Genomic DNA, 14,910 nt, shown 5'->3' with positions numbered 1-14,910 from the left:
ACGGGGCAGGAGGCTGCCCCGTCCGCTCCGCGAGGCCGGCGCGGGCCCTAGTAGGTCCAGCGCTGGGCCTTGGCGACGAGGAAGTCGCGAAAGGCCTGCACGCGGGCGACGGAGCGCATCTCCTCGGCATAGACGAGGTAGCTCTCCATGTGCGGCATCTCGGTCTCGCGCATGACCTGCACCAGGCCCGCCTGACCCTCCGCCGCGTAGTCGGGCAGGATGCCGATGCCGGCGCCGGTGTCGATGGCCTGCTGCAGGGCCGTGATGTTGTTGACCGTGAAATGGATCGTCCGCCGCTCCTGGCCTTCGCGGCCGACGGTGGAGAGCCAGTGCGTCGCCAGCAGGTAGGACGGCTCGTTGCCGCCGAACGAGACCAGGCGGTGATTGTCGAGGTCGGCGATGGATTTCGGCTCGCCGAAGCGCTTCACGTAATCCTGCGACGCGAAGGCGTGATAGTGGACCGTGAACAGGCGCCGCTGGATCAGGTCCGGCTGAGCCGGGCGCCGCATCCGGATCGCCACGTCGGCCTCGCGCATCGCCAGGTCGAGTTCCTCGTTGGTGAGGATGAGCTCGACCCGCACGTCCGGATAGAGGTCGAGGAACTCGGCGACGCGCTGGGCGAGCCAGGCCGTGCCGAGGCCGACCGTGGTGGTCACCTTGAGGTCGCCGGTCGGCCGCTCGCTCGTCTCGACGAGGCGGGCCTTGGTGTTCTCCAGGCGCAGCTTCATGTCGCGCGCCGCGCGGAACAGCAGGTCGCCCTGCTCGGTCAGGATCAGGCCGCGGGCGTGGCGGTGGAACAGCGGCGCCTTCAACTCGCGCTCGAGGGCGCTGATCTGACGGCTGACGGCCGATTGGCTCAGGCCGATGTCGTCGCCCGCGCGCGTGAAGCTGCCGGCCTCCGCCACGTTGAGGAAGATGCGGATCTTGTCCCAGTCCAAGGCGTCCACTCCCGTACGCAACCCGACGCCGGTGACCAGGCCTCCCGTCTCGCGGCGTGCGAGGCGGATCTCCGTGCCAGGCCCGATCGACCCGGGCCTTCCGACGCACGCAGCACGTGGAGCGGAGAGATTCGAGTCATGCGGGTGACGCCGACGGCTCATGCCGTCAGCGCTTAGGTTAGTGGGCCGACCTTGCGATTGTCTTGACGCCGTGCGCAAGACGCAGAGCGCCGTCGTCCGCCGGAATCTTCCTATTCTGCGGCGGCTTGCTGGGGTGTTTCGCCGACTTCGAGGGCGGCCAGGTACTTCTCGGCGTCGAGGGCAGCCATGCAGCCCATGCCGGCAGCGGTGATCGCCTGACGGTAGACGTCGTCGGTGACGTCGCCCGCGGCGTAGACGCCGGGGATGGCCGTATGCGTCGTGCCCGGCGCGGTCTCGATGTAGCCGCCGTCGCGCATGGCGAGCTGGCCCTCGAAGATCCCCGTCGCCGGCTGGTGGCCGATGGCGATGAACACGCCATCCGTCCGGCGCTCCGTGATCGCGCCCGTGCGCGTGTCCTTGAGCCGGACATGGGTCACCGACGGCGGCTTCTCGCTGCCGCAGATCTCCTCCACCGCGTGGTGCCAGACGACCTCGACGTTGGGGTGCTTGAACAGGCGCTCCTGCAGGATGCGCTCGGCCCGGAACTCGCCCCGGCGATGAACCACGATGACCTTGGCGGCGAGGTTGGCGAGATAGAGCGCCTCCTCCACGGCGGTGTTGCCGCCGCCCACCACCACGACCTCTTTGCCGCGGAAGAAGAAGCCGTCACAGGTGGCGCAGGCCGAGACGCCGAAGCCCTGGTACTTGGCTTCCGACGGCAGGCCGAGCCACTTGGCCTGGGCCCCGGTGGCGATGATGACCGCGTCGGCCGAGTAGGTCTCGCCGGAATCGGCTTCCAGCCGGAAGGGCCGGACCTGGAAATCGACCTGGGTGATGTACTCGGAGACGATCTTGGTCCCGACATGCTCGGCCTGAGCCCGCATCTGCTCCATCAGCCAGGGACCCTGGATCGCCTCGGCGAAGCCCGGATAGTTCTCGACATCGGTGGTGATCATGAGCTGGCCGCCGGGCTGGAAGCCCGAGATCATCAGCGGCTCGACCATGGCGCGGGCGGCGTAGATCGCGGCGGTGTAGCCGGCCGGACCGGAGCCGATGATGATGAGTTTGGAATGGGTGTGCGCCATCGCTCTCGTCTCCTTCAGGCCCATCGCGCGCGGTGTTCGGCATAGGCCTTGGCCATCGCGCCTGCGATGACGGGGGTCGCATCCAGGGGCCGGTAGTGCAGTTCCTCCAGGCGGCCGACGAAGGGCTTCAGGGCCCCGGCCATCGCGAGTCCCGCGAAGAGCCGCCTGTGACGGATATAGGTCTTGGGCAGGTCGAACAGCAGGACGGGAGCCCCGGTGCTCACGGCCTCGCCGACCATGTTGGCCGAGTCCGATGTGACGACGATCGAATCGGCGATCGCCAGCATCGGAATATAGGGATTCGGGCTGCCGCCGTCCCAGAAGAAACCACCCTTGGTCGCCACCATGGTCCGCAGGGCCTCCCGCAGGTTCTGCGGCGTGCGTCGCGACACGGTGACCATCAGCGAACAGCCGCCGTCGGTCAGCTTGTCGAGGTCGCGCAGGAGCCGGCGCATGTCCGCGGGGCGATAGCTGAGATGCCGGCTGTCGCCGCCGATCAGCACCGCGATACGGGGCCAGGGCAGGGCCGACAGGCGCGGGTCCGGCTGAGCGCGGGCCTCGGCGAGGCGCTCCGGCGTGACCTGATGCGGCGGCGTCAGGGTGGTGAAGACGTTGGGGCCGCGCAGGTCGTCGTAATCCGGGACCCAGACGAAGTTCGCCGCATCGTGTCCGATGCGGGGATCCTTCAGGAAGGCCGTGAAGGTGCGACCCCCGGACGCCGCGCGCACCGCGCGGAGGTACGGGACGGAGCGGCGCCCCGAAGCGATCAGCAGGTCGGGGAGGGGGCCGGACAGGATGCCGCGTGGGTTGCCCGGCTGGTCCCGCGGGTCGGTCGGTCCCCAGGGGGCCATCCAGCCGAAGGGGGGGCGGGGCGCGATCCGACGAACCTCGAATGGCAGGCCGAGGGTCTCGGCCAGGCCGACACACTGGTTCTCGTCGCCTGCCTTACCGTCGGTGACGATCCAGGTCCGGGCCTGCGCGAGTTCGGGAAGCAGCGCAGCGGCGCCGGTGGGGGAGGGCATCGCGGACGCTGCCGACATCAGGTGATCCAGGTCAATCCTCGCGCGGACTCATCCGCCGTGCCGTCCACTCAATCCTGGGGCAGGGCGCGCCGGAGCCAACCCGCGTAGTGCTGGGCGATGGCGGTCACCCGGCGTCGCTCGGAGGCCGGGTCATACCAGGCCCCACCCGAACTCGACGGCACCGCGGAGAGCTGCGGATGGCGGGCGAGGACCTCGCCCCGACGTCCGATGAGCAGGGCCTCGCCGTCGAGATAATCGCTCTGCGTGCCGCCCCCGAGGCGGCCACGTCCGCCATCGCCACCGGCGTAGGGATTGATCGAGAGGCCCTTGATCCGCACCAGCAGCACGGGCCCCCGGCCGCCGAGCCGGTCGGCGAATTCGGCCTTCAGGGCGGCGAGCAGATCTTCACGCAGCGCCAGGGCCGGAACGCCGCCGCCGAGCGGGAGCAGGGGGCGGACATCCACGTCGACGCCGGCGAGGCGCTCGCCTCCGAGGCTCGACAGGTCCTTAAGGCTCGGCAGATCCTTGAGACCCGGCCGATCTTCGGCGCGGGCCGATCCGAGCAGCGCAACGAGGCCGAGCAGCGGAGCCGCTGCCCGGAGGAGGCCCGACCGCATGCGCGGCTCAGCCGCCGTACTGGACGGCAACGACCTCGTAGGACTTTCCGCCGCCCGGCGTCGTCACCTCGACGGTGTCGCCGACGCCCTTGCCGATCAGCGCGCGGGCGATCGGAGAGGTGATGGAGACCAGGCCGGAACGCACGTCCGCCTCGGGCTCGCCGACAAGCTGGTAGGTCTTCTCTTCCTCGGTGTCCTCGTCGAGGAGCTTCACCGTGGCGCCGAACTTGATCTTCGTCCCTGAAAGCTTCGACACGTCGATCACCTCGGCGCGCGAGATCATGCTCTCGAGCTCCAAGACGCGGCCCTCATTGTGGGACTGCGCCTCCTTGGCGGCGTGGTACTCGGCATTCTCCGACAGGTCACCGAGGGCGCGGGCCTCGGCGATGGCCTGGATGATCCGCTGGCGCTCCACCTGCTGGCGGTGCTTCAACTCCTCTTCCAGCGCTGCGTAACCGCGCACCGTCATCGGAACCTTGTCTATCGTCATCGTCTCGCGCCACAATGAATAAGCCCGGCCAGGAGCATGCCGCTCCTTCCGGGCCAGAGTAAGTTACTCCTGAACCGCCAACAACACGGCTTCCGTTAAACACGGAAGCCGCGCGAGAATTCAGGCCGCGAAGTATTCCTGCAAGGCGCGGACCTTGAGATCGCCTCCGAGATAGGCCTTGATCCCTTCGGCCGCCGCCATCGCTCCTGCAAGAGTGGTGTAGTACGGCACTTTATGCAAGAGGGCCGCGCGCCGGAGGGAGCGCGAGTCCGAGAGCGCGCCGGCACCCTCCGTGGTGTTGAAGACGAGCTGGATATCGCCGTTCTTGATCGAGTCGACGACGTGCGGCCGGCCCTCCAGAACCTTGTTCACCCGCTCCGTCGGGACGCCCTCGTCGGCAAGGTAGCGCTGGGTGCCGCCGGTCGCGACGATCGAGAAGCCGAGTTCCGACAGCAGGCGGATCGCCGGCAGGATGCGCTCCTTGTCGGCGTCGCGCACCGAGACGAAGACCGCGCCGCCCTTCGGCACCAGGGTCCCCGAGCCGAGCTGGCTCTTGGCAAAGGCGACGCCGAAGCTCGAATCGAGGCCGATCACCTCGCCCGTGGACCGCATCTCCGGCCCGAGCAGAACATCGACGCCGGGGAAGCGGGCGAAGGGGAACACCGCTTCCTTGACGGCGATGTGATCCAGAACCTTCGGCTTCAGGTCGAAGCTCGCCAGCGACTCGCCGGCCATCACGCGGGCGGCGATCTTGGCGATCGGGTCGCCGATCACCTTGGCGACGAAGGGCACCGTCCGCGAGGCGCGGGGGTTCACTTCGAGCACGTAGATCGTGCCGTCCTTGATGGCGTACTGGACGTTCATCAGGCCACCGACCTTCAGCGCCAGGGCCATGGCCCGGGTCTGCCGCTCCAGTTCGGCGATGATCTCCGGCGAGAGCGAGCGCGAGGGCAGCGAGCAGGCGGAATCGCCCGAGTGGATGCCCGCCTCCTCGATGTGCTCCATGATGCCGGCGATGAAGACGTCCTTGCCGTCGCAGATGGCGTCGACGTCGATCTCGGTGGCATCCGACAGGTAGCGGTCGAACAGGAGCGGGTTCTTGCCCAGCACCGTGTTGATCTGTCCGGTCTTGTCGTTGGGATAGCGCGCCTTGACGTCCGACGGGATCAGGCTCGGCAGGGTGTCGAGGAGGTAGTCGGCGAACTGCGCCTCGTCGCGGATGATCGCCATGGCGCGGCCGCCCAGCACGTAGCTCGGGCGGACCACGAAGGGCAGGCCGAGATCCGAGGCGATGAGCCGGCTCTGCTCCACCGAGTAGGCGATGCCGTTCTTCGGCTGTTTCATGCCGAGCTTGTCGAGGAGCCGCTTGAACTGGTCGCGGTCTTCGGCAAGGTCGATGGCATCGGGCGAGGTGCCGAGGATCGGCACGCCCGCGGCCTCGAGGGCGCGGGCGAGCTTCAGCGGGGTCTGGCCGCCGAACTGGACGATGACGCCGTGCAGCGTTCCGGCCTGGCGCTCGGTCTCGATGATCTCGAGGACGTCCTCCTGGGTGAGCGGCTCGAAATAGAGCCGGTCGGAGGTGTCGTAGTCGGTCGAGACCGTCTCCGGGTTGCAGTTGACCATGATGGTCTCGTAGCCGGCCTCGGAGAGCGCGAAGCAGGCATGGCAGCAGCAATAGTCGAACTCGATGCCCTGTCCGATCCGGTTCGGGCCGCCGCCGAGGATGATGATCTTCCTGGCGTCGGTCGGACGCGCCTCGTCCACCACCGTGCCGGCGAAGGGCGCCACGTAGGTCGAGTACATGTAGGCGGTGGGCGCCTGGAACTCGGCGGCGCAGGTGTCGATGCGCTTGAACACCGGGCGTACGCCCAGGGCCCGGCGCGCCGCCCGCACGCTGTCCTCGTCGGTCTTGGCGAGCACGGCGAGGCGCGCATCGGAGAAGCCGGCGGCCTTGAGCTGGCGCAACGCCCCGGGGGTGTTCGGGATGCCGTGGGCCTTGACCCGATTCTCCAGGTCGATGATCGCCTGGAGCTGCTCCAGGAACCACGGGTCGATCTTGCAGGAGGCATAGACCTCCTCGTGGCTCACGCCGAGGCGCAGGGCCTGACCGACTTTCAGGAGGCGATCCGGCGTCGGGGTGCCGAGGGCGGCCTTGATGGCGTTGTGATCGTCGCCCTTGCCCAGGCCTTCGATCTCGATCTCGTCGAGACCGGTGAGCCCGGTCTCCAGGGAACGCAGGGCCTTCTGAAGCGATTCGGCAAAGCAGCGCCCGATCGCCATCGCTTCCCCCACCGACTTCATGGCGGTGGTGAGGGTCGGCTCGGCGCCGGGGAACTTCTCGAAGGCGAAGCGCGGGATCTTGGTGACGACGTAGTCGATCGAGGGCTCGAACGAGGCCGGGGTCGCACCGCCCGTGATGTCGTTGGCGATCTCGTCGAGGGTGTAGCCGACGGCCAGCTTGGCGGCGACCTTGGCGATCGGGAAGCCGGTGGCCTTCGAGGCGAGCGCCGACGAGCGCGACACCCGCGGATTCATCTCGATGACGATCATCCGGCCCGTGGCCGGGTCGATGGCGAACTGCACGTTCGAGCCGCCCGTCTCGACGCCGATCTCGCGCAGCACCGCCAGGGATGCGTCGCGCATCACCTGGTATTCCTTGTCCGTCAGCGTCAGGGCCGGCGCGACGGTGATGGAATCACCGGTGTGGACGCCCATCGGGTCGATGTTCTCGATGGAGCAGACGATGATGCAGTTGTCGTTCTTATCGCGAACGACCTCCATCTCGTATTCCTTCCAGCCGAGGACGCTCTCCTCGATCAGGACCTCGTTCGTCGGCGAGGCGTCGATGCCGCGCTCGACGATGTCCAGGAATTCCTCGCGATTATAGGCGATGCCGCCGCCGGTCCCGCCCATGGTGAAGGAGGGGCGGATGATCGCCGGCAGGCCGACCTCGGCGAGCGCGATCAGCGCCTGCCCGATGGCGTGCTCGCCGTAGCGCTTGCGGCGCTCGGACTCGCCCCGGTGCCAGGTCTTCTCGAAGGCCGCGAGGGCCGCGGCGCGGGCTTCGCCCTCGTTCGCCGCCTCGATGCGGGCGACCTCGGCGAGGTACTTCTGACGATCGGCCTTCTTGGCCGCGGAGGCATTGGCCAGCGCCGATTTCGGCGTCTCCAGGCCGATCTTGGTCATCGCATCGCGGAAGAGGTGACGGTCCTCCGCCTTGTCAATCGCCTCGGTGGTGGCGCCGATCATCTGGACGTCGAACTTCTCCAGCACGCCCATCTTCTTGAGGGACAGGGCGCAGTTCAGCGCCGTCTGGCCGCCCATCGTCGGGAGAAGAGCGAAGCCGCCCGGGATGGCGTGACGCTCCTTCTCGATGATCTTGGCGACGATCTCGGGCGTGATCGGCTCGACATAGGTCGCATCCGCCATATCCGGGTCGGTCATGATCGTGGCCGGATTCGAATTCACCAGCACGATCCGGTAGCCCTCCTCGCGGAGGGCTTTGCAGGCCTGGGTCCCGGAATAATCGAACTCGCAGGCCTGACCGATGACGATCGGCCCCGCACCGATGATCAGGATCGAGGAAATGTCGGTGCGTTTCGGCATCGGGCGCCTTGGCTGCAGGCACGCGCGCCCGGCCATGCGCGGTGCCGGAAGAACGGCACGGGCCTGGGGGCGCTAGCGGCGTGGATTGTCGTTGATCTTGGCACTTACACGCAGCCCGCCGCCATTGGAAGGGCGCGGGCCGAAGGTGAAGCGCTGAAGCGTCTCAGAAGCCCAGGTAAAGAGCCGAGACCGCGCGGTCGATGGACAGGTAGAACACCCCGAAGGCGACCACGGCAGCGGCGGCGAATTCGAGCGCCGCATTCGACAGGGTCTGGCTCCGGCGCAGCATCTCACGACCGAAATACAATCCGATCCAGGCCAGCGTCATCACCACCGGCATCGCGAACAGGAAGGACCAGGTGCTCTCGACGCGGTCGAGGCTCGCGGAAGGGTCGATCAAGGCGCGGATGTTGCGGACCCACGGCGCGTAGCAGGCCGAGTAGAGGGCGGTCATCCAGGCGAGGCTGACGGCCACGCCGAGATGGAACGTGAAGAGGCGATGCAGGCGCGAGAAGTCGTCGCGCGCGTCGTCGAACGTCATGTGGAAATCCCCGGCAAGCGTCGGAATCGACCCGGCGACGATCTTCGAACGCCGTCCTTAGCGGGTCGTTAACGATGCCGAGATGCCCCGGAATGCCGGATTTTTTGTGACCGGACGGGAACCATTTCGCGGTTCGCATCGCCTGCGTGCAGGGCTGGCCTGCAGCCGCCGCAGCGGCCGGACGGGGCGTCGCCACCATCCGGCCGTTCAGATCCGTCGACCGCAGATCAGTCGACCGAGGTGACCAGCGTCTCGGGCTTGCCCGCCTTCATCAGGGCGACGAAGCGCTCGAACAGGTAGTGGCTGTCGCGCGGGCCGGGCGAGGCCTCCGGGTGGTGCTGGACCGAGAAGGCCGGGCGGTCGGTGAGGGTGAGCCCGCAATTGGAGCCGTCGAACAGCGAGACATGCGTCTCCAGGGCGGTGTCGGGCAAGCTGGCCGGATCCACGGCGAAGCCATGGTTCATCGAGACGATCTCGACCTTGCCGGTGGTCTTGTCCTTCACCGGGTGGTTCGCGCCGTGGTGGCCCTGCGCCATCTTCACGGTGCGCCCGCCGAGCGCGAGCCCCATCAGCTGATGTCCCAGGCAGATGCCGAAGGTCGGCACCTTCTCCTGCAGCAGGGCCCGGATCACCGGAACCGCATACGTGCCGGTGGCGGCCGGATCCCCGGGGCCGTTCGACAGGAACACCCCGTCCGGCTTCATCGCCATGATCTCTTCCGCGGTCGTCGTGGCGGGCACCACGGTCACGTCGCAGCCGGCCTCGGCGAGGAGACGCAGGATGTTGCGCTTCACGCCGTAGTCGATCGCCACCACCTTCAGGCCAGCGCCGGCCTTGCGGTCGCCGTAGCCGGTCTTCACGCCCCAGGTGGTCTGGGACCATTCCGAGCGCTCGCGGCTGGTGACCGGCGGGACCAGGTCGAGGCCTTCCATCGGCGCCAGGGCCGCGGCGCGGGCCTTCAGGGCCTCGCGGTCGAAGCGTCCCTCCGGATCGTTGGCGATGATGGCGTTCGGCATGCCGTTGTCGCGAATCAGCGCGGTGAGCGCGCGGGTGTCGACGCCGGTGATGCCGACGATGCCCCGGGCCTTGAGCCACGCGTCGAGGTGGCTCGACGAGCGCCAGCTCGAGGGCTTGGTCACCGCCGACGCGATGACCGTGCCGCGGACGCCGGAGGCCGGCGCCGCAGCGAGGCTCTCCAGGTCTTCGTCGTTGGTGCCGGTGTTGCCGATATGCGGGAAGGTGAAGGTGACGATCTGGCCGGCATAGGACGGATCCGTCAGGATCTCCTGGTATCCGGTCATGGCGGTGTTGAAGCAGACCTCGCCGTCGGCGATTCCGGTCTGGCCGATGCCGAATCCCTCCAGCACGGTCCCGTCCGCCAGGACCAGGAGAGCGGTGGCCAGGGGCTCGGCCCAGGGAGCGGGGGGCGCGGGCACGGCAGGCGTGTGGACGCCTTCATCTTGCAGCATCGGCGTGATCTCGCTTATGTCCGGCCGATCCCGGCGCCGTGAGCGGCGCATGCGGGCGGCTTGTCGTGCGGCGCTCATAGCGAGCGTGCCGCGTTAGGGTCAATGTGGCCCCGGCGTCGGCACGTCTCAAGAACCCCGGTTCGCGCAGCAATTCGCAGACCACGCCATCGACCCGCCGTCCGAGTCCCGCTCTTTCCGGGGTTCCGCTTTTTCAGGAGTCACACGATGCTGCGCGCCCGTCTCACCACCGAGATGAAGGAGGCCATGAAGGCCGGCGACAAGGCGAAGCTCGCCACCGTCCGGATGATTCAGGCTGCCCTGAAGGACAAGGACATCGAGGCGCGCGGCCTCGGCAAGGAGCCCGCCTCCGAGGAGGAAATCCTCGCGCTGCTCCAGAAGATGATCAAGCAGCGCAACGAATCGGCCGCCGTCTACGACCAGGGTGGCCGGCCCGAGCTCGCCGAGAACGAGCGCAACGAGGTCGCGATCATCGCCGGCTTCCTGCCGCAGCAGATGGACGAGGCCGAGACCCGCGCGGCGATCGACAAGGCCGTGGCCGAGACCGGCGCCGCCGGTCCCAAGGACATGGGCAAGGTGATCGCCGCCCTGAAGGGCGCCTATGCCGGCCGCATGGACTTCGCCAAGGCGAGCGGCCTCGTGAAAGAGGCGCTGAACGGCAAGGGCTGAATGCCGAGCGCTGAACGCCAAGGCATGAGGGCGTCCCCGTGCCCTGCATCGGCGTTGGGGACTCTTTAAGCCCGTGCCGCTAGTATGGGCGGCCGCAGAGGTCCGGTTCTTGCCGTGCGTTACCCGCCCCACATCCTCGAAGAGATCCGTGCGCGCCTGCCCGCCTCCGATATTGTGGGGCGGCGCGTCCGGCTGAAGAAAGCGGGCCGCGAGTGGCGCGGCCTGTCGCCGTTCAACGCCGAGAAGTCACCCTCGTTCTACGTGAACGACCAGAAGCAGTTCTATCACTGCTTCTCCTCGGGCAAGCACGGGGACGTCTTCACCTTCCTGATGGAGACGGAGGGCCTGAGCTTTCCCGAGGCGGTGGAGCGCCTGGCGGCGGAGGCCGGCGTGACCCTGCCCGCGCCGAGCGCCGACGCCCGCGAGCAGGAGACCAAGCGGGCCGGAGCGATCGAGGTCATGGAGATGGCCGCCGCTTTCTTCGAGGAGCAACTGCGGGGCCGCGCCGGCGTGGAGGCCCGCGCCTATCTCGACCGACGCCAACTCGGCCCGGAGATCCGGAGCCGTTTCCGCCTCGGCTACGCCCCGGGCGACCGCTACACCCTGCGCGACCACCTCGCCGCCAAGGATGTCGACCGGGACCTGATGGTCGAGCTCGGCCTCATCGTGGCCGGCGAGGACATCCGTGTCCCCTACGACAAATTCCGGGACCGGGTGATGTTTCCGATCGCCGATTCGCGCGGGCGCGTCATCGCCTTCGGCGGCCGGGCGATGCAGAAGGACGCCAAGGCGAAATACATGAATTCGCCGGAGACGCCGCTCTTCCACAAGGGCCAACTGCTCTACAACCTGCATCAGGCACGCAAGCCGGCGCATGATCGCGGCGTCATCATCGCGGTCGAGGGCTACGTCGACGTCATCGCCATGACCCTGGCGGGCCATCCCAACGCGGTGGCGGGCCTCGGTACGGCACTCACCGAGGAGCAGATCGGCCTCCTCTGGCGCAACGCCGACGAGCCGATCCTGTGCTTCGACGGCGACGGGGCTGGCCAGCGTGCGGCCTTCAAAGCCCTCGATGTGGCACTGCCCGGGCTGACCCCGGGCAAGTCCCTGCGCTTCGCCATGCTGCCCGAGGGGCAGGACCCCGACGATCTCCTGCGCGCCGAGGGCAAGTCCGCCATCGACCGCGTGCTCGACGCGGCCCGCCCCCTCGTCGAGGTTCTGTGGTCGCGGGCCACCGACGGGGCGCCGCTCGATACCCCCGAACGGCGGGCCGGTCTCGCCAAATCGCTGCGCGAGATGGTCGCTTCCATCCGCGACGAGACGGTCCGGGGATTCTACCGGGACGAGATCGAGGGACGCCTGCGCGCCCTGTCCCCGCAGGCCTCCTCGGGGCGCCGTGGACCGTGGGAGCCGAGGGCTGGCTCGGCACGCCCGGCCTTCCAGCGCCATCCCCGGCCCGGCGATCCGCCGCCGTCACCGCGAATCACCACGAAATTCAATCCCCTCTACGCCGGCGAGACCAGCGCCTCCGGCCCGGTGGCCTTTCGCGACCGAGAGGCGATGATCGTCTCCAGCCTCCTCGTCCACCCCGAACTGCTCGGGATCGAGGCGGAGGATCTCGCCGAGCTCGAACTCGGCGATCCGGATGCGCAGGCGTTGCGCTCCCTCCTGCTCGACAGCCATGCCGACGTGGATCAGCCCGGCGTCGAGGTCCTGGAGAACCGTTTGAAGCGCGCCGGGCTCACGGATGCGGCGGCTCGGCTGGCGAGCCATGTGCGTCCGGGCGATCGATGGACACTTGACGCGCATGCCGATCCTGTGCGTCTCGAAGACGCATTGCGTCAGGCCGTGATCTTGCACCGCAAGTCTGGCGCGCTAAATAGCGAACTCCGCTTGGCTGAGCGGGCCCTGGTCGAGGACGAGACGGAGGCGAACTTCGCTTGGCTGTGCGACGTGAAGGCCCGCATGGCCGTCATCGCTGGCGCGGAGGCGGACGAAGCGGTGCCGGATGCGGATGAGGCATCGACACCCTGAAACGCGCGCCGCGAACGAATTCGGCCGCCATTGGCGGCGCATGGTTAACAATCGGTCAAGCGTCTCGCTTGCATACCGGGATCTGACATCGACGCGGCTGTCACTCCGGCGGTCCGCACATCACATGCATTTCAGCGTCGACGACGCGGAGTGAGCGACACGCTTCCGCGCGACGCTGACACGACAACCATAGGCGGACCATGGCGACGAAGGCAACGGAACGGGACGAGACGGATGCTGCTCCGGAGCAACAGACCGACGGGCCGCTCCTCGATCTGACGGATGCCTCCGTCAAGCGGATGGTGAAGCTCGCCAAGAAGCGCGGCTACATCACCTACGAGGAGATCAACGAGGTTCTGCCCGACGGCCAATCCGACCCCGACCAGATCGAGGACGTGCTGTCGCAGCTCTCTGAGATGGGCATCAACGTCGTCGAGGCGGAGGAGACCGAGGAGACGACGGAGGCCAAGGCCAACGGCGAGGCCGACGACGAGGATGGGGCGGAGGGGACCGAGGTCGCCGAGATCGCGCCGACCAAGCCCGTCGCCCTGCGTGCCGAGACGACCAAGGAGCCGACCGACCGCACGGATGACCCCGTGCGCATGTACCTGCGCGAGATGGGCTCCGTGGAACTCCTGTCCCGCGAGGGCGAGATCGCGATCGCCAAGCGCATCGAGGCGGGTCGCGAGGCGATGATCGCCGGGCTGTGCGAGAGCCCGCTGACCTTCCAGGCCATCATCATCTGGCGCGACGAACTCGTCGACGGCCGGGTGCTGCTGCGCGAGATCATCGACCTCGAAGCCACCTATGCGGGCCCCGACGCCAAGAACGCGATGCAGATCGCCGAGGGCGCGGAGGAGAGCGAGGAGAGCGAGGGGGATACGCCGACGCCGCCCGACGGCGACGACGAGGACGACATGGAGAACAACGTCTCCCTGGCGGCCATGGAGACCGAGATCAAGCCGCGCGTCCTCGAGACGTTCGACAACATCGCCAACAACTACCGCAAGCTGCGCAAGCTGCAGATCGAGCATGCCGAGCTCAAGGCCTCCGGCGGCACCCGCACCGATGCCCAGGAGCGCAAGCAGGACGAGCTGAAGGACGCCGTCGTCACCGACGTGAAGTCGCTCTCCCTCAATGCCAATCGCATCGAGGCCCTGGTCGAGCAGCTCTACGACATCAACAAGCGCCTCATCTCCCATGAGGGCCGACTGATGCGCTACGCCGAGAGCCACGGCGTCGCCCGCGACGAGTTCCTGCGCCACTACCAGGGCTGGGAACTCGATCCGAACTGGATGGAGCGCGTCGGCAGCCTCGGCGGCCGTGGCTGGAAGAACCTCGTCGAGAAGGGTTCGAACGAGGTCGCCCGCCTGCGCGAGCAGATCCTGACCCTCGCCTCCGAGACGGGCCTCGAGATCGGCGAGTACCGCAAGATCGTCAACATGGTCCAGAAGGGCGAACGCGAAGCCCGTCAGGCCAAGAAGGAGATGATCGAGGCCAACCTGCGCCTCGTGATCTCGATCGCCAAGAAGTACACCAACCGCGGCCTGCAGTTCCTGGATCTGATCCAGGAGGGCAACATCGGCCTGATGAAGGCTGTCGACAAGTTCGAGTACCGCCGCGGCTACAAGTTCTCGACTTACGCCACGTGGTGGATCCGGCAGGCGATCACCCGCTCGATCGCCGATCAGGCCCGCACGATCCGCATTCCGGTGCACATGATCGAGACGATCAACAAGATCGTTCGGACCTCGCGCCAGATGCTTCACGAGATCGGCCGCGAGCCGACCCCGGAGGAACTGGCCGAGAAGCTGGCCATGCCGCTGGAGAAGGTGCGCAAGGTTCTCAAGATCGCCAAGGAGCCGATCTCGCTCGAAACCCCGATCGGCGACGAGGAGGATTCGCACCTCGGCGACTTCATCGAGGACAAGAACGTCGTCCTGCCCATCGATGCGGCGATCCAGTCGAACCTGCGCGAGACCACGACGCGCGTACTCGCCTCGCTCACGCCCCGCGAGGAGCGGGTGCTCCGCATGCGCTTCGGCATCGGCATGAACACCGACCACACCCTCGAAGAGGTCGGCCAGCAGTTCTCGGTGACGCGCGAGCGTATCCGTCAGATCGAGGCGAAGGCGCTGCGCAAGCTCAAGCACCCGAGCCGGTCGCGTAAGCTGCGCAGCTTCCTCGACAACTGATGCACGCGGTGAGGCCGGCCTTTTCCGGCGGACCTTTCACCTGAAAGAGCCGGCTCCTCACGGGGCCGGCTCTTTCGTTTCG

General features: G+C 67.8%; 11 protein-coding genes. 3 read left to right on the top strand and 8 right to left on the bottom strand.

Annotated elements, in window-relative coordinates:
- Positions 1-47: 47 nt before the first annotated feature.
- The 8 genes from AC0IY1_RS03445 to carA form a co-directional block, all read right to left on the bottom strand.
- Positions 48-938, bottom strand: coding sequence for a LysR family transcriptional regulator (locus AC0IY1_RS03445; protein ID WP_055956592.1), 891 nt, complete (start codon positions 936-938; stop codon positions 48-50).
- A 251-nt stretch (positions 939-1,189) separates the two neighbouring features.
- Positions 1,190-2,164 carry a thioredoxin-disulfide reductase gene (gene trxB / locus AC0IY1_RS03440; RefSeq protein WP_055956589.1) on the bottom strand — a complete coding sequence of 325 codons (975 nt, stop codon included), beginning with the start codon at positions 2,162-2,164 and terminating at the stop codon, positions 1,190-1,192.
- A 14-nt stretch (positions 2,165-2,178) separates the two neighbouring features.
- Positions 2,179-3,204, bottom strand: coding sequence for a mitochondrial fission ELM1 family protein (locus AC0IY1_RS03435; protein ID WP_471767759.1), 1,026 nt, complete (start codon positions 3,202-3,204; stop codon positions 2,179-2,181).
- A 50-nt stretch (positions 3,205-3,254) separates the two neighbouring features.
- Entirely contained in the window at positions 3,255-3,803 is a 549-nt protein-coding gene (locus AC0IY1_RS03430; protein WP_471767756.1) for a hypothetical protein, read from the bottom strand.
- 7 nt (positions 3,804-3,810) lie between these two features.
- Complete coding sequence (greA, locus tag AC0IY1_RS03425) at positions 3,811-4,287, bottom strand: transcription elongation factor GreA (protein WP_181017364.1); 477 nt, start codon at positions 4,285-4,287, stop codon at positions 3,811-3,813.
- Between the two features lie 126 nt (positions 4,288-4,413).
- Complete coding sequence (gene carB / locus AC0IY1_RS03420; protein WP_055956362.1) at positions 4,414-7,899, bottom strand: carbamoyl-phosphate synthase large subunit; 3,486 nt, start codon at positions 7,897-7,899, stop codon at positions 4,414-4,416.
- Positions 7,900-8,062: 163 nt separating this feature from the next.
- Complete coding sequence (locus AC0IY1_RS03415) at positions 8,063-8,440, bottom strand: hypothetical protein (protein WP_471767755.1); 378 nt, start codon at positions 8,438-8,440, stop codon at positions 8,063-8,065.
- A 227-nt stretch (positions 8,441-8,667) separates the two neighbouring features.
- Positions 8,668-9,909: a glutamine-hydrolyzing carbamoyl-phosphate synthase small subunit gene (gene carA / locus AC0IY1_RS03410; protein WP_471767753.1), complete on the bottom strand. Its 1,242-nt coding sequence runs from the start codon at positions 9,907-9,909 to the stop codon at positions 8,668-8,670.
- A 225-nt stretch (positions 9,910-10,134) separates the two neighbouring features.
- On the opposite strand from carA, the gene AC0IY1_RS03405 reads away from it, so the two are divergent.
- From AC0IY1_RS03405 to rpoD, 3 genes are all read left to right on the top strand, one after another.
- Positions 10,135-10,596 (top strand): GatB/YqeY domain-containing protein, encoded by a 462-nt coding sequence (locus tag AC0IY1_RS03405; RefSeq protein ID WP_471767750.1) that lies wholly within the window; start codon positions 10,135-10,137, stop codon positions 10,594-10,596.
- 114 nt (positions 10,597-10,710) lie between these two features.
- Entirely contained in the window at positions 10,711-12,633 is a 1,923-nt protein-coding gene (dnaG, locus tag AC0IY1_RS03400) for a DNA primase (RefSeq protein WP_471767749.1), read from the top strand.
- A 200-nt stretch (positions 12,634-12,833) separates the two neighbouring features.
- Positions 12,834-14,828, top strand: a complete 1,995-nt coding sequence (gene rpoD / locus AC0IY1_RS03395) for an RNA polymerase sigma factor RpoD (RefSeq protein WP_055956346.1) — start codon at positions 12,834-12,836, stop codon at positions 14,826-14,828.
- Positions 14,829-14,910 lie beyond the last annotated feature (82 nt).

Source organism: Methylobacterium sp. AC690 (assembly GCF_979256535.1).
The sequence above is the reverse complement of the archived record's forward strand: the minus strand, read 5'-3'. Positions and strand labels throughout refer to the sequence as shown.

Bases quoted from the DNA above. Each gene is read 5' to 3' on its own strand.
- carB (WP_055956362.1), bottom strand. From the start codon at position 7,899: ATGCCGAAACGCACCGACATTTCCTCGATCCTGATCATCGGTGCGGGG.
- AC0IY1_RS03405 (WP_471767750.1), top strand. From the start codon at position 10,135: ATGCTGCGCGCCCGTCTCACCACCGAGATGAAGGAGGCCATGAAGGCC.
- AC0IY1_RS03415 (WP_471767755.1), bottom strand. From the start codon at position 8,440: ATGACGTTCGACGACGCGCGCGACGACTTCTCGCGCCTGCATCGCCTC.
- trxB (WP_055956589.1), bottom strand. From the start codon at position 2,164: ATGGCGCACACCCATTCCAAACTCATCATCATCGGCTCCGGTCCGGCC.
- AC0IY1_RS03430 (WP_471767756.1), bottom strand. From the start codon at position 3,803: ATGCGGTCGGGCCTCCTCCGGGCAGCGGCTCCGCTGCTCGGCCTCGTT.
- rpoD (WP_055956346.1), top strand. From the start codon at position 12,834: ATGGCGACGAAGGCAACGGAACGGGACGAGACGGATGCTGCTCCGGAG.
- AC0IY1_RS03435 (WP_471767759.1), bottom strand. From the start codon at position 3,204: ATGTCGGCAGCGTCCGCGATGCCCTCCCCCACCGGCGCCGCTGCGCTG.
- carA (WP_471767753.1), bottom strand. From the start codon at position 9,909: ATGCTGCAAGATGAAGGCGTCCACACGCCTGCCGTGCCCGCGCCCCCC.